Raw genomic sequence first — 18,845 nt, 5'->3', positions numbered from 1 at the left:
GCTGCTTTTTTTTCTTATTTGTTTTTAGCTAAAATTTCTTTTGCGATTTCATCAATTAGCATATCTTTTCCGATTGGATTGAATGCTTTCGTATTGAAGACTTCATTTGATACTTCATATACGTGATTATTTTTAACTGCTTTATTGTCTTTCCAAACGGCACTGTTTTTGTAGTCTTCGTAAACTTTATCAGCTTCGCCGCCGAAGTTTACAATAAACATTTGGTCAGGCTGGAATGCAACTAGACCTTCTAGTGATACTTGCGCCATCGTTTGTTTTAAATCCGTACCTTTTGTTGCTGGAAGTTTTAAGTCATTAAAGATGATGTCACCGTATCCGAAGCTACCGTATACACGGAAGTTTTGTGGTGTAACTGCAACGAACATAAAGTTCTCATCTTTTGTTTTCTCTTTAATTTTTTTAGATAAAGAGTCTGCTTTCTTATCGTAGTCTGCAATCCATTTGTCTGCTTTCTTCTCTTCGTCAAATAGCTTACCTACTTCTTTAAACTTACCACGCCAGTCTTCTAAGTTTGTTTCTAGAACAACTGTAGGTGCAACCTTTTCTAGTTGATCATAAATTTTTAATTGACGGTTGTTTAAAATAATTAAGTCTGGTTTTAAAGCAGTAACAGCTTCTAAATCAACTTTAGGTGCCCAGTACCAACCTACTGCTTTTACTCCATCTAACTTGTCTGTTAAGTGATTTTGGATTTTATCTTTATATGTATTTGCTGTACCAACAGGTTTGTGTCCAAGAAGTAATAGTTCTTCTGTTGATCCAGATAAGTCAACAATTCTCTTTGGATTTACTGGAATTGTAGCTTCACCTTTAGCATGTTTTACAACTTTTGTTTTCGGTTGTTCTTTTGCCTTCGATTCTTCTTTTTGAGAAGAACAGCCAACGATAGAAAGAACAACGAGCATAATAGTAAATAAAATAAATAGCTTACGTTTCATCCTGATGTAACCCCTTTAATTAGTATTGATAATCATTATCGACTTCTGTATATTAAGGTGCTTTAACCTTTCTGTCAATGGAAAATAACAGAAGTTTCAAGTGGAGAACATTTGTTGGGGCAGTCTCGCTTTTCTATCATTAAATATGTTAAAATGGAATACATGATTTAAGAGGGAGAGATCGTATTTTGTTTGAATATGTTACAGGTTACGTGGAGTATGTAGGGCCGGAATATGTCGTAATTGATCATAATGGAATTGGTTATCAAATTTTCACACCAAATCCGTATGTATTTCAAAGAAGTAAGCAAGAAATCCGTGTCTATACATATCATTATGTGAGAGAAGATATTATGGCACTTTACGGGTTTAAAACACGTGAAGAGCGTTTATTATTTACAAAGTTGTTAGGCGTGTCTGGCATTGGGCCAAAAGGAGCTCTTGCAATTTTAGCTTCTGGTCAAACAGGACAGGTCGTTCAAGCGATTGAGCATGAAGATGAGAAGTTTTTAGTGAAATTCCCAGGCGTCGGAAAGAAAACAGCACGCCAAATGATTTTAGATTTAAAAGGAAAACTAGCAGATGTCGTACCAGGTGCATTTGTTGATTTATTCTCAGACACAGAACGTTTTGATGAGAAGAAAGGTTCATCAGCTGAGCTTGATGAGGCACTGGAAGCTCTCCGCGCACTTGGATACGCAGAACGCGAAGTTTCTCGTGTTGTACCAGAGTTATTAAAAGAATCATTAACGACGGATCAGTATATTAAAAAGGCACTTAGTCTTTTACTAAATGGTAAGAGGTGAGTATAATGGACGAACGTCTCCTTTCAGGGGAATCTGCATATGAAGATGCGGATTTAGAATATTCATTACGGCCACAGACGCTCCGTCAGTATATTGGCCAAGATAAAGCAAAACATAATTTAGAAGTATTTATTGAAGCGGCGAAAATGCGTGAAGAAACGTTAGATCACGTGCTTTTATATGGACCACCAGGTCTTGGTAAAACGACGCTTGCGAATATTATTGCCAATGAGATGGGCGTTAATGTTAGAACAACTTCAGGTCCCGCAATTGAAAGACCAGGAGATTTAGCTGCTGTATTAACAGCGCTTCAGCCAGGGGATGTATTATTTATTGATGAAATTCATCGTTTGCATAGATCAATTGAAGAAGTATTGTATCCTGCGATGGAAGACTTTTGCCTTGATATTGTAATTGGAAAAGGGCCTTCAGCACGTTCTGTACGCCTAGATTTACCGCCATTTACATTAGTTGGAGCAACAACACGTGCTGGAGCATTATCGGCACCGCTTCGTGACCGCTTCGGTGTACTTTCAAGGTTAGAGTACTACACAGTAGATCAGCTTTCTGCGATTGTTGAACGTACAGCAGAAGTATTTGAAGTTGAAATCGATTCGTTAGCTGCATTAGAAATTGCAAGACGTGCTCGTGGTACACCTCGTATTGCGAATCGTCTTTTAAGACGTGTACGTGATTTCGCGCAAGTTCGTGGTAACGGAACGGTTACGATGGAAATTACACAAATGGCATTAGAGCTACTGCAAGTAGATAAATTAGGTCTAGATCATATTGATCATAAATTACTGCTTGGTATTATTGAGAAATTCCGTGGCGGTCCAGTTGGATTAGAAACGGTTTCAGCAACAATTGGAGAAGAATCTCATACGATTGAAGATGTGTATGAGCCGTATTTATTACAAATTGGCTTTTTACAACGAACGCCAAGGGGCCGAATTGTAACGCCGCTTGCGTATGAACATTTCGGAATGGAGATACCAAAAGTATGACGGAGATGCCAAAGCTGCTTATTACAGCCGGGATCTTACTCATCGTTGTTGGATTAGCTTGGAAGTTCATTGGAAGGCTTCCAGGCGATATTTTTGTGAAAAAAGGAAACGTTACCTTTTATTTTCCTATCATTACATGTATTGTGTTAAGTATTGTATTATCTTTTATTATGTATATAATAAATCGATTTAAATAAGAAATAGGTGGATATAGCTATGGATATAAATCTGTTTGATTTTCATTTACCAGAAGAACTTATTGCACAAGTCCCGTTAGAAGATCGTGAAACATCAAGATTAATGGTGTTAGACCGTGAAACAGGTGATATTGAGCATAAACATTTTACGGATATTCTTTCTTACTTACATGAGGGGGATTGCTTAGTTTTAAATGAAACGAAAGTTATGCCTGCTCGTTTGCACGGTGTGAAAGAAGATACAGGCGCGCACATTGAAGTACTTCTTTTAAAACAAGAAGAAGGTGATAAGTGGGAAACGCTTGTAAAGCCAGCGAAACGTGTAAAAGAAGGAACTGTTATTTCTTTTGGCGAAGGGAAATTAAAAGCAACTTGCACAGGAACTGCAGATCAAGGTGGACGCCAGCTTGAATTTTCATATGATGGCATCTTCTATGAAATTTTAGATGAACTTGGGGAAATGCCGCTTCCTCCATATATTAAAGAGACGCTGGAAGATCGCGATCGCTATCAAACAGTATATGCGAAAGAAATCGGTTCAGCAGCAGCGCCGACTGCGGGACTTCACTTTACAGAAGAGTTACTTGAGAAGTTAAAGCAAAAAGGCATTCAGTTAGCATTCATTACACTTCACGTAGGACTTGGAACATTTAGACCAGTTTCTGCAGACACGATTGAAGAACACCATATGCACGCAGAATATTATCATATGTCTGAAGAGACAGCGGCATTATTAAATCGTGTGAAAGAGAATGGTGGACGTATTATTACTGTAGGTACGACATCAACTCGTACGTTAGAAACAATTGCAACAGATCATGACGGTAAGCTCTGCGCCGCTTCTGGATGGACAGATATTTTCATGTATCCGGGATATGAATTTAAAGCAATTGATGGTTTAATTACAAACTTCCATTTACCGAAATCAACATTAATTATGCTTGTAAGTGCATTTGCAAATAGAGATAATGTACTTCATGCTTATAATGAAGCAGTAAAAGAAAAATATCGTTTCTTTAGCTTCGGTGATGCAATGTTCGTTGCATCTCACGCTAAAATGAGAAACAAATAAAAGGAGTAAGTTATGACAGCAATTCGTTATGAATTTATTAAGACATGTAAACAAACGGGTGCCCGTTTAGGTCGTGTGCATACGCCGCACGGTTCATTTGATACACCAACATTTATGCCAGTTGGTACACTTGCAACAGTTAAGACAATGTCACCAGAAGAATTAAAAGCAATGGATTCTGGCATTATTTTAAGTAATACGTATCATTTATGGCTACGTCCAGGTCATGAAATTATTCGTGAAGCAGGCGGCTTGCATAAATTTATGAACTGGGATCGTGCAATCTTAACAGACTCTGGTGGTTTCCAAGTATTCAGTTTAAGTGACTTTCGTCGTATTGAAGAGGAAGGCGTTCACTTCCGTAATCACTTAAATGGAGATAAATTATTCTTATCACCAGAAAAAGCGATGGAAATCCAAAATGCATTAGGTTCAGATATTATGATGGCATTTGATGAGTGTCCACCATTCCCAGCTACTTTTGAATATATGAAGAAATCTGTAGAGCGTACGAGCCGCTGGGCAGAACGTTGCTTAAAAGCGCATGAACGTCCGCAAGATCAAGGTTTATTCGGTATTGTACAGGGCGGGGAGTACGAAGAGCTTCGTCGTCAAAGTGCGAAAGATCTTGTTTCAATGGACTTCCCTGGTTACGCTGTAGGTGGTTTATCTGTTGGTGAACCGAAAGATATTATGAACCGTGTTCTTGAGTTTACAACACCACTTCTTCCAGATAATAAGCCTCGTTACTTAATGGGTGTAGGTTCTCCTGACTCGTTAATCGATGGCGCAATTCGTGGTATTGATATGTTTGACTGTGTACTTCCAACTCGTATCGCTCGAAATGGTACATGTATGACAAGTGAAGGTCGCCTTGTTGTAAAAAATGCGAAATTCGCAAGAGACTTCGGTCCGCTTGATCCAAACTGTGATTGCTACACATGTAAAAACTACTCACGTGCGTACATTCGTCACTTAATGAAATGTGATGAAACGTTCGGAATTCGTTTAACGTCTTATCACAACCTTCATTTTCTGTTAAACTTAATGGAGCAGGTGAGACAAGCTATTCGTGAAGACCGTCTTGGCGATTTCCGCGAAGAGTTCTTTGAACAGTATGGCTTTAATAAACCGAATGCTAAAAACTTCTAATACATAATTTAAAAGGAGGAACAAAAGATGAATGCAGGTATGATGAATATCGTTATGATCGTTGCGATGTTTGCGATTTTCTATTTCTTATTAATTCGCCCGCAACAAAAACGTCAAAAAGCAGTTGCTCAAATGCAAAGTGAGTTAGCAAAAGGTGATGCTATCGTAACAATTGGTGGTTTACACGGTACAATCGAATCAGTAGATGAGACAAAAATTGTTATTAAATCTGGTGGTTCACACTTAACTTTCGATCGCAATGCGATTCGTGAAGTTGTGAAAAACTAATGTGGAAGGCCCTGCATGAAATGTGCAGGGCCTTTTTTAGTTACTTTGCTTTGACATATTTACACCGAAAATACCACCGAGTGTACTCGCCCCCATTAATGCTAATTGATATAGTAATTGTGAGTTCGATAAGGTTTGAGAAAAGCCTAAATAGTTAACTAGAAAGACGAGTATAGTGAACGTGAGCCCTGTTGTGAAACCTACTAGCCAACCTTTTCCTTGAGCCTTTTTGCCGGCAGTAAATCCAGACATAAGCATAGATAAAAGAGCGAGTATAAAAATAGTAACGGTTAATGTCCCTTCATTTATATTCGTAAACTTTAATAAAAGAGCCATAATCATACTAGTAATAGATGCGAGAATTAGTAGCGTAACAATACCGAAGCCAATTGCAGTTGATAATTTTTTCGTTCCATCCATTTATGCATTCCCCCTTTTTAATACAAGCATATTTTCCTTTTGCTCAAGTTAGACTAGTTTCTTTTTTATAGGGGAGTCTATACGTAAAAAAGGAGATGTAGAAATGGAATGGATATCGGTAATTGGACGGACAATGCTTTTGTATATCATCATCTTAATTATTTTTCGTCTTATGGGTAAACGTGAGATAGGAGAGCTAAGTGTATTAGATTTAGTCGTATTTATTATGCTTGGAGAAATGGCTGTAGTAGCAATTGAAAATACCGATAAATCACTTTTGCATCAATTAGTTCCGATGACTTTTCTTATGTGCATACAAATCATTTTGTCAGTCATTTCATTAAAGTTTCAACGATTTCGGCATTTAATAGAAGGTGAACCAGCAATTATTATTAATGCGGGAAAGATTGATGAAAAAAAGATGAGAAACCAACGATATAATATTGATGATTTAATGATGCAATTAAGGGAACAAGGAGTTGGAGATATTCGGGATGTAGAATATGCTATTTTGGAACCGTCTGGGAAGTTATCTGTCTTTCAAAAACAAAAAAATAAACAAGATACATTGCAGTTTACGCTTCCTCTTATTATTGATGGAGAAATTCAATCTAGTCATTTACAAATGATTGAGCATACAGATGAATGGCTTATTGAGAAATTAAAAAACTTAGGTTATAACGATATAACACAAATTTTATACTGTAGTTTTCAAAATGGACAATTTTTTGTTGATGTAAAAGAAAATTAGAGACTTATCCTTTGGAAGAGTAAGGATGATTAGTATAACTAATAATCAGTGGAGATTACCCCACTGATTAAAGTTTCACCTTATTTCAAAAATGAAAGCTTACGAATGATAGGGAGACGACTTAACTCTTCTTTTCGAATGAGTTTGAAAGTGAAGAGAAGTACGATATAAACAATTGTTGTTAAAGTGATTTCCCATAATGTTTGTATGCCAAGGGAATGAGAGAAAATAATATATTTATGAAGATAAAAACCGAAGGCGCCTGCGATACCGATGGCAAGTCCGCCGAAAATATAGTCTTTTGCGTAAATGGTAAATGTAATCTTTTTTAAAACAGTAGCGTAGTGAAGAAATGTTACTGTTACAATATTTGCAGCAATAGCAAGTGCAACCCCCATCATTTGAAACTCTGGCCTTGATGCTAGTACAAAAATAACGATTAATTTCACGATGGCACCAATAAATGTATTCATCATTGCGGCTCTTGCTAAGTTTAAAGCTTGCAAAACAGAGGTAAGTGGACTTTGGAAATAATGAAATAAAAAGCAAGGCGCAAGAAGTTGAATGAATGCTGTTGCGCTGTCTGATCCATACATAAGAGTTAAAACAGGAGAAGCGAATACGTATAATATAACGACAGACCATCCGCCGGTAATTAATGAAATTCGAAGTGCTTGTTGTAAACGGTGCTCTACTAATTTATGTTGTCTTTTTGCCATTGCTTCACTAATAGAAGGAACGAGCGCTGTAGAGAGAGCGTATGTAATAAAGGCAGGTAGTGATAGGAGCGGGAATGCATAACCGTTTAATATACCGTATTGCTGGGTTGCAACAGAAGCAGCGACACCAGCGATTGCTAAGCTTTGCATAACGACAATAGGTTCAAAAAAATATGAAACGGAGCCGATTAAACGACTTCCTGTAGTTGGAAGGGCAATATCCATCAGAGAATAAAATGTCCCTTTGCTTTCCTTTACAGTAGTGAAAAATCCAGAGCGTATTGATAAATGTTTTTCTCGCTGAAATAACGTGAGTAAAAATAATAAGGATGCAACTTCACCGAGAACAGCTGATAACATAGCGCCGGCTGCAGCATATTCTATGCCGTAAGGTAAAAATAATTGAATGCATATAGCGATAATGGTAATGCGGACGACTTGTTCTAGAACTTGCGCATAAGCGCTAGGTTTCATGTTTTGTTTCCCTTGAAAGTAACCACGCAACACAGAAGAAACAGCAATAACAGGAACAACGGGCAAAATGGCCATTAATGGATAGTAGGTTCTTTCGTCGGTTAATAATGTTTTTGCTAAAATAGGTGTGAGGAACATAATTCCGATTGTTAAAATGATACTAATAACGGATGTAACAGCTAGTGATACGGTTAATATTTTTTTAACTCTTTGTTTATCGTTCACAGCTTCCGCTTCTGCTACAAATTTTGCGATTGCGACAGGAAGACCAATTTGTGTCAATGTAATTGCTAAAATGAATGTAGGAACGGCCATCATATAAAGACCAACGCCTTCTTCTCCTAAAATACGTGCCATTACTATGCGGTTGATAAAGCCGAGTATTTTTGTAATAAAGCCGGCTATCATTAAAATAAATGCGCCTTTTAAAAAGCTTTGTCTCGTCATGTTCTTCTCCTACCTTCTCAAAATCAATGGAATGATTTACAATAATTTATATGCACGTACGAGACAAGAATGACAAGCATTTAAGAGAGTGAAGTATGATAGTGCTCTTGAAAGTAGTTATTGCTGTCCATTAGAGCGGGATTAAAGCGACTTTTTCGTGCTGAAATAAGAAGGAGATGTTTATAGATGTTAGATAGAGAGGCTTTGGTAGAATCATACCGCGGACAGTTACAAGTCGTTTTAGAAAGTAAAGTAGAAGAGTTTCAAATGTTCGGTTACGACCGAGTGACAGATGATGACATTTGGAAGTTTCTTAAAGTGAAAAAGTGGAAGAAGATAGACAGCGATGTTAGATTGTATGAATTAGTTAATGACGTATTAACAGTAACAGCTAATGAATATATGACATATTTAACTGTTGAAGCTTACCAAGCGCCACTTTGGTCATTTGATGAGTACGAAAATAAATAACCGACTGCAATTGGTTTGTTCTTCCTTTTGCAGTATAATGATATGTATTGATAAAGAGGAAATAATTATGTCTAAGATTATATATAAAGGAGGTAGTGAAGAGGAAAATAAATGATGGAAGTGTAGGTAGTGTAAAAGCTTACCTATAGAGCTAGTGATGAACTAGCAAAAATTATAGAAAGGAAGTCTACTAACTAGGCGTATGCACACGTATAGCAGTGAATCGTAAGAGATTTATTGAAAGTGTTAGTAGCAGAAAGAGGGTACATATGGCAAAGCGTGGTACGAGAATTGCCGCCTTTTTCCTCATCGTCTTATTAATCGGTGGAGTAATTGGTGCGGCAGGAAAAGACATAGCAAAAGGAATTAGTCTAGGACTAGACCTTCGCGGTGGTTTTGAAATTCTGTATGAAGTAAAACCAGCCAAAAAAGGTGATAAAATCGATCGAGATGTACTTGTAAGTACAGTAGGTGCTCTTGAAAATCGTGTCAATGTTCTCGGTGTAAGTGAGCCGAACATTCAAATCGAAGGGCAAGATCGAATTCGTGTACAGCTTGCTGGTGTACAAGATCAGCAAAAAGCACGTGAAATGTTATCAACACAAGCGAAATTAACATTCCGTGATGTGGATGATAACCTTCTTATGGATGGAACGGATTTAAAAGGCGGCGGAGCGAAGCAAACATTTGATGAGCAAGGCCGTGCGAGCGTAGGTCTTACACTAAAAAGTGCTGAAAAATTCCGTGAAGTAACTGAAAAAATTTCTAAAATGCCACCACCAACGAATTTAATGGTAATTTGGCTTGACTTTGAAGAAGGAAAAGATTCGTATAAAGCAGAATCTGCAAAACCGAATCCGAAATTCTTATCAGCAGCAACAGTAAACCAAGTATTTAACCAAGCTGAAGTATCTATCGTAGGTGGAAACTTCACAGTTGAAAGTGCGAAACAACTTTCATCTTTATTAAATGCAGGTGCACTTCCTGTTGATTTAAAAGAAATGTATTCAACATCTGTTGGAGCGAAATTTGGTCAACAAGCGTTAGAGCAAACGATTTTCGCTAGTGCGATTGGTATCGCTCTTATTTTCTTATTTATGCTTGTATTCTACCGTTTACCAGGACTTGTAGCGGTTATTATGTTAGGGTTATACATTTTCGTTACATTACTTGTCTTTAACTGGATGCATGCAGTTCTTACGTTGCCAGGTATTGCAGCGTTAGTGCTCGGGGTAGGTATCGCAGTTGATGCAAATATTATTACGTACGAGAGACTGAAAGAAGAGCTGAAAATTGGTAAGTCAATGATGTCGGCATTCCGTGCTGGTAACCATCGTTCATTAGCAACAATTCTAGATGCAAACGTTACGACTCTTGCAGCAGCTGGTGTGTTATTCGTTTATGGTAATAGCTCTGTAAAAGGATTTGCAACAAGTTTAATCGTAAGTATTTTAGTTGGTTTTATTACGAACGTATTCGGTACTCGTTTCTTACTAGGTCTACTTGTAAAGAGCCGTTACTTTGATAAAAAACCAGGATATTTTGGTGTGAAACAAAAGGATATTATTCCATTAACAAAAGGTGTAGTACATCCGCCAACAAGATTTGATCGTATTAATTTCGTAAATATCGGTCATAAATTCCTTATCTTCTCGATTGTAGTTGTAATTGCGGGTGCAATTATCTTACCAATTTTCAAATTGAATCTTGGTATTGACTTTGCGAGTGGTACACGTATCGACTTGCAATCAAAACAAGCCGTTACTGTGTCTGATGTTCATAAAGATTTTAAAGAATTGAACATTGATGTGAAGGAAGAAAATATTGTACCGACTGGAGATGACAATAAAGGTTTCGCAGTTCGTACATTAGGTGTTTTATCAAAAGATGAAATTGCGAAAACAAAAACATTCTTCCACGATAAATATGGTACAGATCCAAACGTAAGTACAGTTTCACCGACAATCGGTAAAGAAATTGCACGAAATGCATTTATCGCAGTACTGATTGCTTCTGCGGTTATCATTTTATACGTAAGTATTCGTTTCCGATTTACGTATGCGTTATCTGCAGTACTTGCATTATTACATGACGCATTCGTTATGATTGTTATGTTTAGTATTTTCCAACTAGAGGTAGACTTAACGTTTATTGCTGCAGTACTAACAATCATCGGTTATTCTATTAATGACTCGATTGTTACATTTGATAGAAACCGTGAATTATACAAACAGAAAAAACGAGTGCGCGATATAAAAGATCTAGAAGAAATCGTAAATGCAAGTATTCGCCAAACGCTTGGTCGCTCGATTAACACCGTATTAACAGTGTTATTCCCAGTAATTGCACTGCTTATCTTCGGTAGTGAGTCACTACGTAACTTCTCGTTTGCGCTACTTGTTGGATTAATTGTAGGTACGTACTCTTCTGTTTTCGTTGCCTCTCAAATTTGGTTAATGCTTGAAAACCGTCGTTTGAAAAAGGGAAGAAACAAGAAGAAGGTTGAGAAAGTAGAATCTGAACCGCAAGTATAGAAAAGATGATGTCTCTTTATGAGGCATCTCTTTTTTCGTTTGTGGATACAATAAGATAGCAACTTTTTAACAGAAAGAAGATGGAAGAAAGTGGTGGTGTTATCGCTGTTTTTGTTAAAATAAAAAGATAGGTTAAGAAAAGAAGGGATTTTAATTATGGAAAAAGATGAACGTTTTAAACAGGCCGAGTTTGGTGCTATTGTCGGGATCGTTGGTAATATTATATTAGCGATTGTAAAGGCGGTAATTGGTTATATTGGGAACAGTAAAGCGCTATTAGCGGATGCCGTGCATTCTGCATCAGATGTAATAGGTTCGCTAGCTGTACTTTTTGGATTGCGAGCGGCAAAGCAGCCACCTGATGAGGATCATCCGTATGGTCATGGTAAAGCGGAATCGATTTCAGCGATTATTGTTGCGGTATTATTATTTATTGTGGGACTTGAAATCGCGATTTCGTCTATAAAAGCTTTTTCGCAAGAACTAGAACCGCCGAAAGGAATTACGATATTTGCTGTTGTTCTTTCAATCGTCGTGAAAGAAGGAATGTTTCAATATAAATTCCGATTAGGGAAAAGAGTAAACAGTGATGCAATTATTGCAAATGCATATGAGCACCGTTCGGATGTATTTTCTTCAATTGCAGCTTTAATCGGTATTTGTGCAGCTATAATAGGTGGTAAGCTTGGTATAGACTGGCTTGTATACGCTGATCCAATTGCGGGATTAGTTGTTTCACTTCTTGTTGTAAAAATGGCATGGAGCATTGGAGCGGAAGCAATTCATGCAACGCTTGACCATGTTCTTCATGAGGAGGATGTTATTCCGCTTAGAGAAGCAGTTCTTCAAGTAGATGGTGTGAAAAAAATTGGTTCTTTATATGCACGGGAGCATGGTCATTATGTTATTGTCGATATTAAAGTGTCCGTAGATCCATACATTACTGTAGAAGAAGGACACCGTATTGGAAAACATGTGAAAGAAATACTTATGAAACAAGATAATGTACAAAATGTATTCGTACATATAAATCCGTATTCTCCAAATTAAACATCATTAACATTTTAGTATATAGATATTGCATCGTAGTTTGCATTATATTGTCACCCCTTAATCTGTCTTGTATAATGAACAGGTTAAGGGGTGATTTCGTGTTACAACCGAAGACGCGTTGGAAAGAAAAAGAATATAATGACGAGCGAGTGAGTGAATTAGCAAGTAAATTACAGTTATCGCCACTTGTCGTTTCGTTATTCCTCGGTAGAGGACTCGATACAGAAGATAAGATTTTAGATTTTTTAAATACAGAAAATCAAGAATTTCATGATCCATTTTTATTAGAAGGAATGGATAGAACGGTAGAACGTGTAAATAAGGCGATTCAAAATGGAGAGCAAATATTAATATTTGGTGATTACGATGCGGACGGAGTAAGTAGTACGACAGTTTTATATCTTGCTCTTCAAGAATTAGGTGCAGAAGTAGAATTTTACATTCCAAATCGTTTTACAGAAGGGTATGGACCGAACGAAGAAGCATTTCGTTGGGCGCATAGCGCAGGGTTCTCGCTAATTATTACTGTCGATACTGGTATTGCAGCGGTACATGAAGCGAATGTAGCGAAAGAGCTTGGAATAGATCTAATTATTACAGATCACCATGAGCCACCGCCAGAATTGCCAGAAGCACTTGCGATTATACATCCGAAATTAGATGGCGGTGTATATCCGTTTCACTATTTAGCTGGTGTAGGTGTTGCGTTTAAAGTTGCGCATGCACTATTAGGCCGTGTACCAGAACATTTATTAGAGATCGCAGTAATTGGTACAGTAGCCGATTTAGTATCACTTCATGGTGAAAATAGGTTGCTAGTGAAACGCGGTTTAAAACATATGCGTATGACGAGAAATATTGGTTTGAAGGCATTGTTTAAAGTTGCTAACGTTTCGCAAAGTGAAATTACCGAAGAGAGTATTGGTTTCTCAATTGCACCTCGTATTAATGCGGTTGGGCGTTTAGAAGATGCTGCGCCGGCTGTACACCTTTTATTATCAGATGATCCAGAGGAAGCGAAAGAGCTAGCTGAAGAAATTGATGAGCTGAACAAACTGCGAAAAGATATTGTAAAGCAAATTACAGAAGAGGCTATCGCTGAAGTGGAAAATAACTTCCCACCAGAAGAAAATAAAGTATTAGTACTTGCGAAAGAAGGCTGGAACCCAGGGGTAATTGGAATTGTTGCTTCGAAATTAGTTGAACGTTTTTATCGTCCGACGATTGTATTAAGCATTGATCCTATAAAAGAAACAGCAAAAGGCTCAGCACGTAGTATTGCAGGATTTGATTTGTTTGCAAATTTATCAGATTGTAGAGAGTTATTACCACACTTCGGAGGGCATCCGATGGCAGCGGGAATGACGCTACATATGAATGATGTAGATGAATTACGTCGCCGCTTAAATGAACAAGCAGATGCAATTTTAACAGAAGAAGATTTTATTCCAATTACAGCAGTTGATGTTTTTTGTAAAGTAGAGGATGTAACGCTAGCGGCAATTGAAGATATGCAAAAACTAGCCCCGTTTGGTGTTGGAAATCCGAAACCACGTATTGCAGTAAAAGATGCAGAGTTAGAAAGCATTCGCGCAATCGGATCAGATGGCTCTCATTTAAAAATGGCTCTTCGTGATGGACAAGCAACACTGGATACAATTGGATTTGGCTTTGGTGCATATGCGAAAGAAATCTCTCCAGTTGCAAAAGTATCTGTAATAGGAGAAGCGTCTATTAATGAATGGAATAACTTTAAGAAGCCACAACTAATGGTACAAGATATTGCTGTAGAGGCGTGGCAATTATTTGATTGGCGTAGTATGCGTAATGCAGAAGCAAATTTAGCAGAACTTCCGAAAGAAAAAATAACAATGGTGTATTTTTCTGAAGAGGTATTGAATAAATTTTCTTTAGAGAGCTATAAAGAAAAGCTCATGCATGCTTCAGAAGTAACGCATTTAGATGATCAATATATCGTGTTACTTGATTTACCAAAAGGAACAGATGAATTACGTGAGCTATTTAAGGTAGGATTCCCAGCGCGAATTTATACGCTATTTTATCAAGAGAATAACCACTTATTTAGTACAGTTCCGACGAGAGAACACTTTAAATGGTACTATTCTTTCTTAAGCCAAAAAACACCATTTTCTTTAAGACAATATGGAGAACAACTATGTCGTCATAAAGGTTGGTCAAAAGATACAGTAAATTTCATGACACAGGTGTTTTTTGAGTTAGAATTTGTTACAATAAAAGATGGCGTCATTTTTATGGCAGACAAAAAACAAAAGCGTGATTTAATTGAATCGAACACATATCGTGAGAAAATGAACCACTTACAATTAGAAAAAGAATTGGTTTATAGCACATATCAGCAACTATATACATGGTTTGAAACGATTCGTAATCATAAAGAAGTAGAACAGTTAGGGTAAAGGATTTGTATTTACAAACCTTTTAGATCTGAGGAGGATTCAGAAATATGGATTTCAAGCAACATATCGCAATTGTACCGGATTATCCGAAAGAAGGTATTGTGTTTAAAGACATTACACCTTTAATGAATGACGGTAAAGCATACAAAGCAGCAACAGACGCAATCGTTGAGTACGCAAAAGAAAGAGATATCGATGTTGTAGTAGGACCAGAAGCTCGTGGTTTCATTATCGGTTGCCCAGTTTCTTATGCGTTAGAAGTAGGATTTGCGCCAGTTCGTAAATTAGGAAAATTACCACGTGAAGTAATTACAGTTGACTACGGTAAAGAATATGGTAAAGACGTTTTAACAATCCATAAAGATGCAATTAAGCCAGGTCAACGCGTATTAATTACAGATGATCTATTAGCTACAGGTGGAACAATCGAAGCGACAATTAAGTTAGTTGAAGAGCTAGGCGGAGTTGTAGCAGGAATTGCATTCTTAGTAGAACTTACTTACTTAGATGGTCGTAAAATGTTAGATGGTTACGATGTATTAGTATTAGAAAAATACTAATCACTATATAGGTAAAACTACGGTGATAAAAAGTACCCGTGAATCTCTTGGAGAGGAGCGGGTACTTTTGTATAATTGAACAAAAAATTATGGTGAAATGTCAGTAAAATCTTTTCCTTTTCACAATTCACAATCATTGGGTTATAATGATAGAATATAATTTATTCTATTAAATAAAGATAAAGTCAATTTTCAATAAAAGGTGATTCGATGGCAAATGAGCAGGTACTAACAGCTGAACAGGTACTCGAGAAAGCAAGTCAATATTTAGCGGATGAAGATATTGAGCTAGTGGCACGTGCCTATGAATATGCACGTGATGCGCATAGCGAACAATATAGAAAATCGGGTGAACCGTATATTATTCATCCGATTCAAGTTGCAGGTATTTTAGTTGATTTACACATGGATCCAGCTACGGTATCAGCAGGTTTCTTACATGATGTAGTGGAAGATACAGAGATTACGTTAGAAGATATTGAACGGGAATTTAACAAAGAAATTGCTATGCTTGTTGATGGCGTTACAAAGCTTGGGAAGATCAAATATAAATCTCACGAACAACAACAAGCAGAAAACCATCGCAAAATGTTTATTGCAATGGCTCAAGATATTCGAGTTATTTTAATTAAATTAGCTGATCGTCTTCATAACATGCGTACATTGAAACATTTGCCTCAAGAGAAGCAGCGTCGCATAGCGAATGAAACGTTAGAAATCTTTGCACCTTTGGCACATAGACTCGGAATTAGTACTATTAAATGGGAGCTAGAGGATACGTCACTTCGCTATTTAAATCCACAACAATATTATCGTATTGTAAATTTAATGAAGCGTAAACGTGCAGAACGTGAAGAATATTTAGACGAAGTAATGACTGGTATTCGTGAGAAATTAAAAGAAGTTGCAATTCAACCTGAGATTTCTGGAAGACCGAAACATATTTACAGTATTTATCGTAAAATGGCACTGCAAAATAAGCAGTTCAATGAAATTTACGATTTATTAGCTGTACGTGTCGTTGTAAATAGTATTAAAGATTGTTATGCTGTGCTTGGAATTATTCATACGTGCTGGAAGCCGATGCCAGGTCGTTTTAAAGATTATATTGCAATGCCAAAAGCAAATCTATATCAATCTCTTCATACGACTGTAATTGGACCGAAAGGTGATCCACTTGAAGTGCAAATTCGTACGAAAGAAATGCACGAAATTGCAGAATTCGGGATCGCGGCACACTGGGCATACAAAGAAGGAAAAACAGCAGAAACAACAGGTACATTAGAGAAGAAACTCACATGGTTCCGTCAAATATTAGAATGGCAAAATGAAGCTTCTAATGCAGAAGAATTTATGGAGTCATTAAAAATTGATTTATTCTCTGACATGGTATTCGTCTTTACACCGAAAGGCGATGTAATGGAATTACCACTTGGATCTGTTCCGATTGATTTCGCGTATCGTGTCCATTCGGAAATTGGGAATAAAACAATTGGTGCAAAAGTAAACGGGAAAATGGTGACGCTGGATTATAAATTAAAAACAGGCGACATCATTGAAATTTTAACGTCGAAACATTCATATGGCCCAAGCCAGGATTGGGTAAAACTTGCTCAAACATCTCATGCGAAAAATAAAATTCGTCAATTCTTTAAGAAACAACGTAGAGACGAAAATATTGAAAAAGGCCGTGAACTTGTTGAAAAGGAAGTACGTGGTCTAGAGTATGAGATGAAAGAAGTATTGGCGCCGGATAACTTAAAACGCGTCGCTGAGAAATTTAACTTTGCAAATGAAGAAGATATGTTTGCAGCAGTTGGATATAGCGGAATTACAGCTTCGCAAATTGTTACGCGACTAACGGACAAGTTCCGCAAACAACGCGAAGAAGAAGAAATTGTTGAAGTTAAAGAAGTCCGTAAACCGATGAAAATTCGAAAATGGGATTCTGGTGTAAAGGTAAGCGGTGCTGATAATTTATTAATCCGTTTATCGAAATGCTGTAACCCAGTTCCGGGCGATGATATCGTTGGGTATATTACGAAAGGCCGAGGTGTATCAATTCACCGCCGTGATTGTGTAAATGTTCATACAGAAGAAGCTGTAGAACGATTATTAGAGGTAGAGTGGGAAGGTAGCCCTGAAAAAGAAATTGAGTATAACGTTGATATTGAAATTTCAGGTTACGATCGCCGCGGTTTATTAAATGAAGTACTGCAAGCTGTTACAGAGACGAAAACATACATTTCAGCTGTTTCTGGTAGAAGTGACCGTAATAAGATGGCAACAATTAATATGTCAATCTCGATTCGTAACTTACAACACTTGAAAAAAGTAGTAGAACGCATTAAACGCGTTCCAGAAATTTATGCAGTACGACGCATGATGCATTAATAGGGAGTGTAGAAAGATGAGAGTTGTTTTACAACGATCAAAGAAAGCGTCTGTCACAGTAGACGGTGAGATCGTAGGACAAATTCCGTTCGGTTTAACATTACTAGTTGGCATTACGCACGAAGATACAGAAAAAGATGCAACTTACATTGCGGAAAAAATTGCAAACTTACGTATTTTTGAAGATGAGAGCGGAAAGATGAATCATTCTGTACTTGATGTAGAAGGACAAGTTCTATCTATTTCGCAATTCACATTATACGGAGATTGCCGCAAGGGCAGACGTCCAAACTTTATGGATGCTGCGAAACCTGATTATGCAGAGCGTTTATACGATTTCTTTAATGAAGAAGTTCGTAAACAAGGATTACATGTGGAAACAGGGAAGTTTGGAGCAATGATGGACGTTTCTTTAATCAATGATGGTCCGGTGACCTTAATTGTAGAAAGTAAATAGTGTTCATAAAAAAGAGAGGGTTATATAATCCTCTCTTTTTTATACATTGTTGTATGTTTTGTTCATTTATTTGGAATCAATAGCAGTTTCGGTTATGTATAACTCTCTCATCAATATGGAACAATAAAAAGTAAAACATCCATATTGAATGTGAGGGATATACGTATGCGTATGAATGAAAAAGGGCATTCTGTTACAAATGGTGCAAATCAACTGTTTAACGTGAATTTTCATGATTTTATTTCAAAAGAGCAAAACAATACTTCAATGGAGCTTGCTTCGGAGTTTGGGATTTCTCTTCAAGATGTAAAGCGTTTAAAGAAGCAGATTGAACGTTCTTAGAGCACTTGACAATCCTACTTAACAAACGTATAGTAATTTTATATTTACATATGAATATAACCGTTGATAGAGAAGAGTAAATGAGACACACATGGAAAGAGAAGGAATGTCTTAGGCTGAAAACATTTCTGCATGATGACTGATTGAATGACACTCTAGAGGTTTCAACTTGAACGGCATATATGCTTAGTAGGGATGAACGCATATTTAAGCGTTATTAAAAAAGTGGAAGCATACGTGCTTCAATTAGGGTGGCACCACGGGTATAATACTCTCGTCCCTACTGTTTAAACAGTAGAGGCGG

General features: G+C 37.1%; 18 protein-coding genes and 1 other annotated feature. Of the genes, 15 read left to right on the top strand and 3 right to left on the bottom strand.

All coding sequences use genetic code 11. The annotated features are described in order from the left end of the window. Positions 1-14: 14 nt before the first annotated feature. Entirely contained in the window at positions 15-959 is a 945-nt protein-coding gene (locus tag ACX9TM_RS22335; protein ID WP_000823606.1) for an iron-hydroxamate ABC transporter substrate-binding protein, read from the bottom strand. Between the two features lie 188 nt (positions 960-1,147). On the opposite strand from ACX9TM_RS22335, the gene ruvA reads away from it, so the two are divergent. Genes ruvA through yajC form a run of 6 tightly spaced genes read left to right on the top strand, consistent with a single transcriptional unit; the run spans position 1,148 to position 5,481 of the window. Then, the gene (gene ruvA / locus ACX9TM_RS22330) at positions 1,148-1,765 is read left to right on the top strand and encodes a Holliday junction DNA helicase RuvA (protein WP_065382053.1); all 618 of its coding nucleotides are present in this window, start codon (positions 1,148-1,150) and stop codon (positions 1,763-1,765) included. Positions 1,766-1,770: 5 nt separating this feature from the next. Next, entirely contained in the window at positions 1,771-2,772 is a 1,002-nt protein-coding gene (ruvB, locus tag ACX9TM_RS22325) for a Holliday junction branch migration DNA helicase RuvB (protein ID WP_000344449.1), read from the top strand. After that, positions 2,769-2,969: a DUF2905 domain-containing protein gene (locus tag ACX9TM_RS22320; RefSeq protein ID WP_000138162.1), complete on the top strand. Its 201-nt coding sequence runs from the start codon at positions 2,769-2,771 to the stop codon at positions 2,967-2,969. Before ruvB ends, ACX9TM_RS22320 begins: the two co-directional genes overlap by 4 nt. A gap of 19 nt (positions 2,970-2,988) precedes the next feature. Next, a complete protein-coding gene (gene queA / locus ACX9TM_RS22315) occupies positions 2,989-4,041 on the top strand; it encodes a tRNA preQ1(34) S-adenosylmethionine ribosyltransferase-isomerase QueA (protein ID WP_065382052.1) in 1,053 nt (350 codons plus the stop codon). Positions 4,042-4,053: 12 nt separating this feature from the next. After that, the gene (gene tgt / locus ACX9TM_RS22310) at positions 4,054-5,193 is read left to right on the top strand and encodes a tRNA guanosine(34) transglycosylase Tgt (RefSeq protein ID WP_000125365.1); all 1,140 of its coding nucleotides are present in this window, start codon (positions 4,054-4,056) and stop codon (positions 5,191-5,193) included. Between the two features lie 27 nt (positions 5,194-5,220). Beyond that, a complete protein-coding gene (gene yajC / locus ACX9TM_RS22305) occupies positions 5,221-5,481 on the top strand; it encodes a preprotein translocase subunit YajC (RefSeq protein ID WP_000991115.1) in 261 nt (86 codons plus the stop codon). A 36-nt stretch (positions 5,482-5,517) separates the two neighbouring features. On the opposite strand, the gene ACX9TM_RS22300 is transcribed toward yajC, so the two are convergent. Next, the gene (locus ACX9TM_RS22300) at positions 5,518-5,901 is read right to left on the bottom strand and encodes a TIGR04086 family membrane protein (RefSeq protein ID WP_000349148.1); all 384 of its coding nucleotides are present in this window, start codon (positions 5,899-5,901) and stop codon (positions 5,518-5,520) included. 103 nt (positions 5,902-6,004) lie between these two features. Between ACX9TM_RS22300 and ACX9TM_RS22295 the strand changes: the two genes are divergently transcribed. Further along, positions 6,005-6,652 carry a DUF421 domain-containing protein gene (locus ACX9TM_RS22295; RefSeq protein WP_000454833.1) on the top strand — a complete coding sequence of 216 codons (648 nt, stop codon included), beginning with the start codon at positions 6,005-6,007 and terminating at the stop codon, positions 6,650-6,652. A gap of 80 nt (positions 6,653-6,732) precedes the next feature. On the opposite strand, the gene spoVB is transcribed toward ACX9TM_RS22295, so the two are convergent. Next, entirely contained in the window at positions 6,733-8,292 is a 1,560-nt protein-coding gene (spoVB, locus tag ACX9TM_RS22290; protein WP_000198301.1) for a stage V sporulation protein B, read from the bottom strand. Between the two features lie 186 nt (positions 8,293-8,478). On the opposite strand from spoVB, the gene ACX9TM_RS22285 reads away from it, so the two are divergent. The 8 genes from ACX9TM_RS22285 (at position 8,479) to ACX9TM_RS22250 (ending at position 18,541) form a co-directional block, all read left to right on the top strand. Beyond that, complete coding sequence (locus ACX9TM_RS22285) at positions 8,479-8,763, top strand: post-transcriptional regulator (RefSeq protein ID WP_000886980.1); 285 nt, start codon at positions 8,479-8,481, stop codon at positions 8,761-8,763. A gap of 269 nt (positions 8,764-9,032) precedes the next feature. Beyond that, positions 9,033-11,297, top strand: a complete 2,265-nt coding sequence (secDF, locus tag ACX9TM_RS22280) for a protein translocase subunit SecDF (protein WP_001119067.1) — start codon at positions 9,033-9,035, stop codon at positions 11,295-11,297. Between the two features lie 156 nt (positions 11,298-11,453). Next, a complete protein-coding gene (locus ACX9TM_RS22275; RefSeq protein ID WP_000409743.1) occupies positions 11,454-12,347 on the top strand; it encodes a cation diffusion facilitator family transporter in 894 nt (297 codons plus the stop codon). Positions 12,348-12,448: 101 nt separating this feature from the next. Then, positions 12,449-14,788, top strand: a complete 2,340-nt coding sequence (recJ, locus tag ACX9TM_RS22270; RefSeq protein ID WP_000941229.1) for a single-stranded-DNA-specific exonuclease RecJ — start codon at positions 12,449-12,451, stop codon at positions 14,786-14,788. A 47-nt stretch (positions 14,789-14,835) separates the two neighbouring features. After that, a complete protein-coding gene (locus tag ACX9TM_RS22265; RefSeq protein ID WP_000346215.1) occupies positions 14,836-15,348 on the top strand; it encodes an adenine phosphoribosyltransferase in 513 nt (170 codons plus the stop codon). 210 nt (positions 15,349-15,558) lie between these two features. Next, positions 15,559-17,742 (top strand): GTP diphosphokinase, encoded by a 2,184-nt coding sequence (gene relA, locus ACX9TM_RS22260; RefSeq protein WP_001262795.1) that lies wholly within the window; start codon positions 15,559-15,561, stop codon positions 17,740-17,742. A 16-nt stretch (positions 17,743-17,758) separates the two neighbouring features. Next, on the top strand, positions 17,759-18,199 hold the full coding sequence (locus ACX9TM_RS22255; protein WP_001266965.1) for a D-tyrosyl-tRNA(Tyr) deacylase: 441 nt from the start codon (positions 17,759-17,761) through the stop codon (positions 18,197-18,199). Between the two features lie 165 nt (positions 18,200-18,364). Then, on the top strand, positions 18,365-18,541 hold the full coding sequence (locus ACX9TM_RS22250; RefSeq protein WP_001242605.1) for a hypothetical protein: 177 nt from the start codon (positions 18,365-18,367) through the stop codon (positions 18,539-18,541). A 54-nt stretch (positions 18,542-18,595) separates the two neighbouring features. Beyond that, positions 18,596-18,826, top strand: a binding site (T-box leader). Positions 18,827-18,845: the final 19 nt, after the last annotated feature.

This window comes from Bacillus sp. LH1 (genome assembly GCF_057924895.1).
Note: the sequence above shows the minus strand (reverse complement) of the source record. Positions and strands in the feature narration are given on the sequence as shown.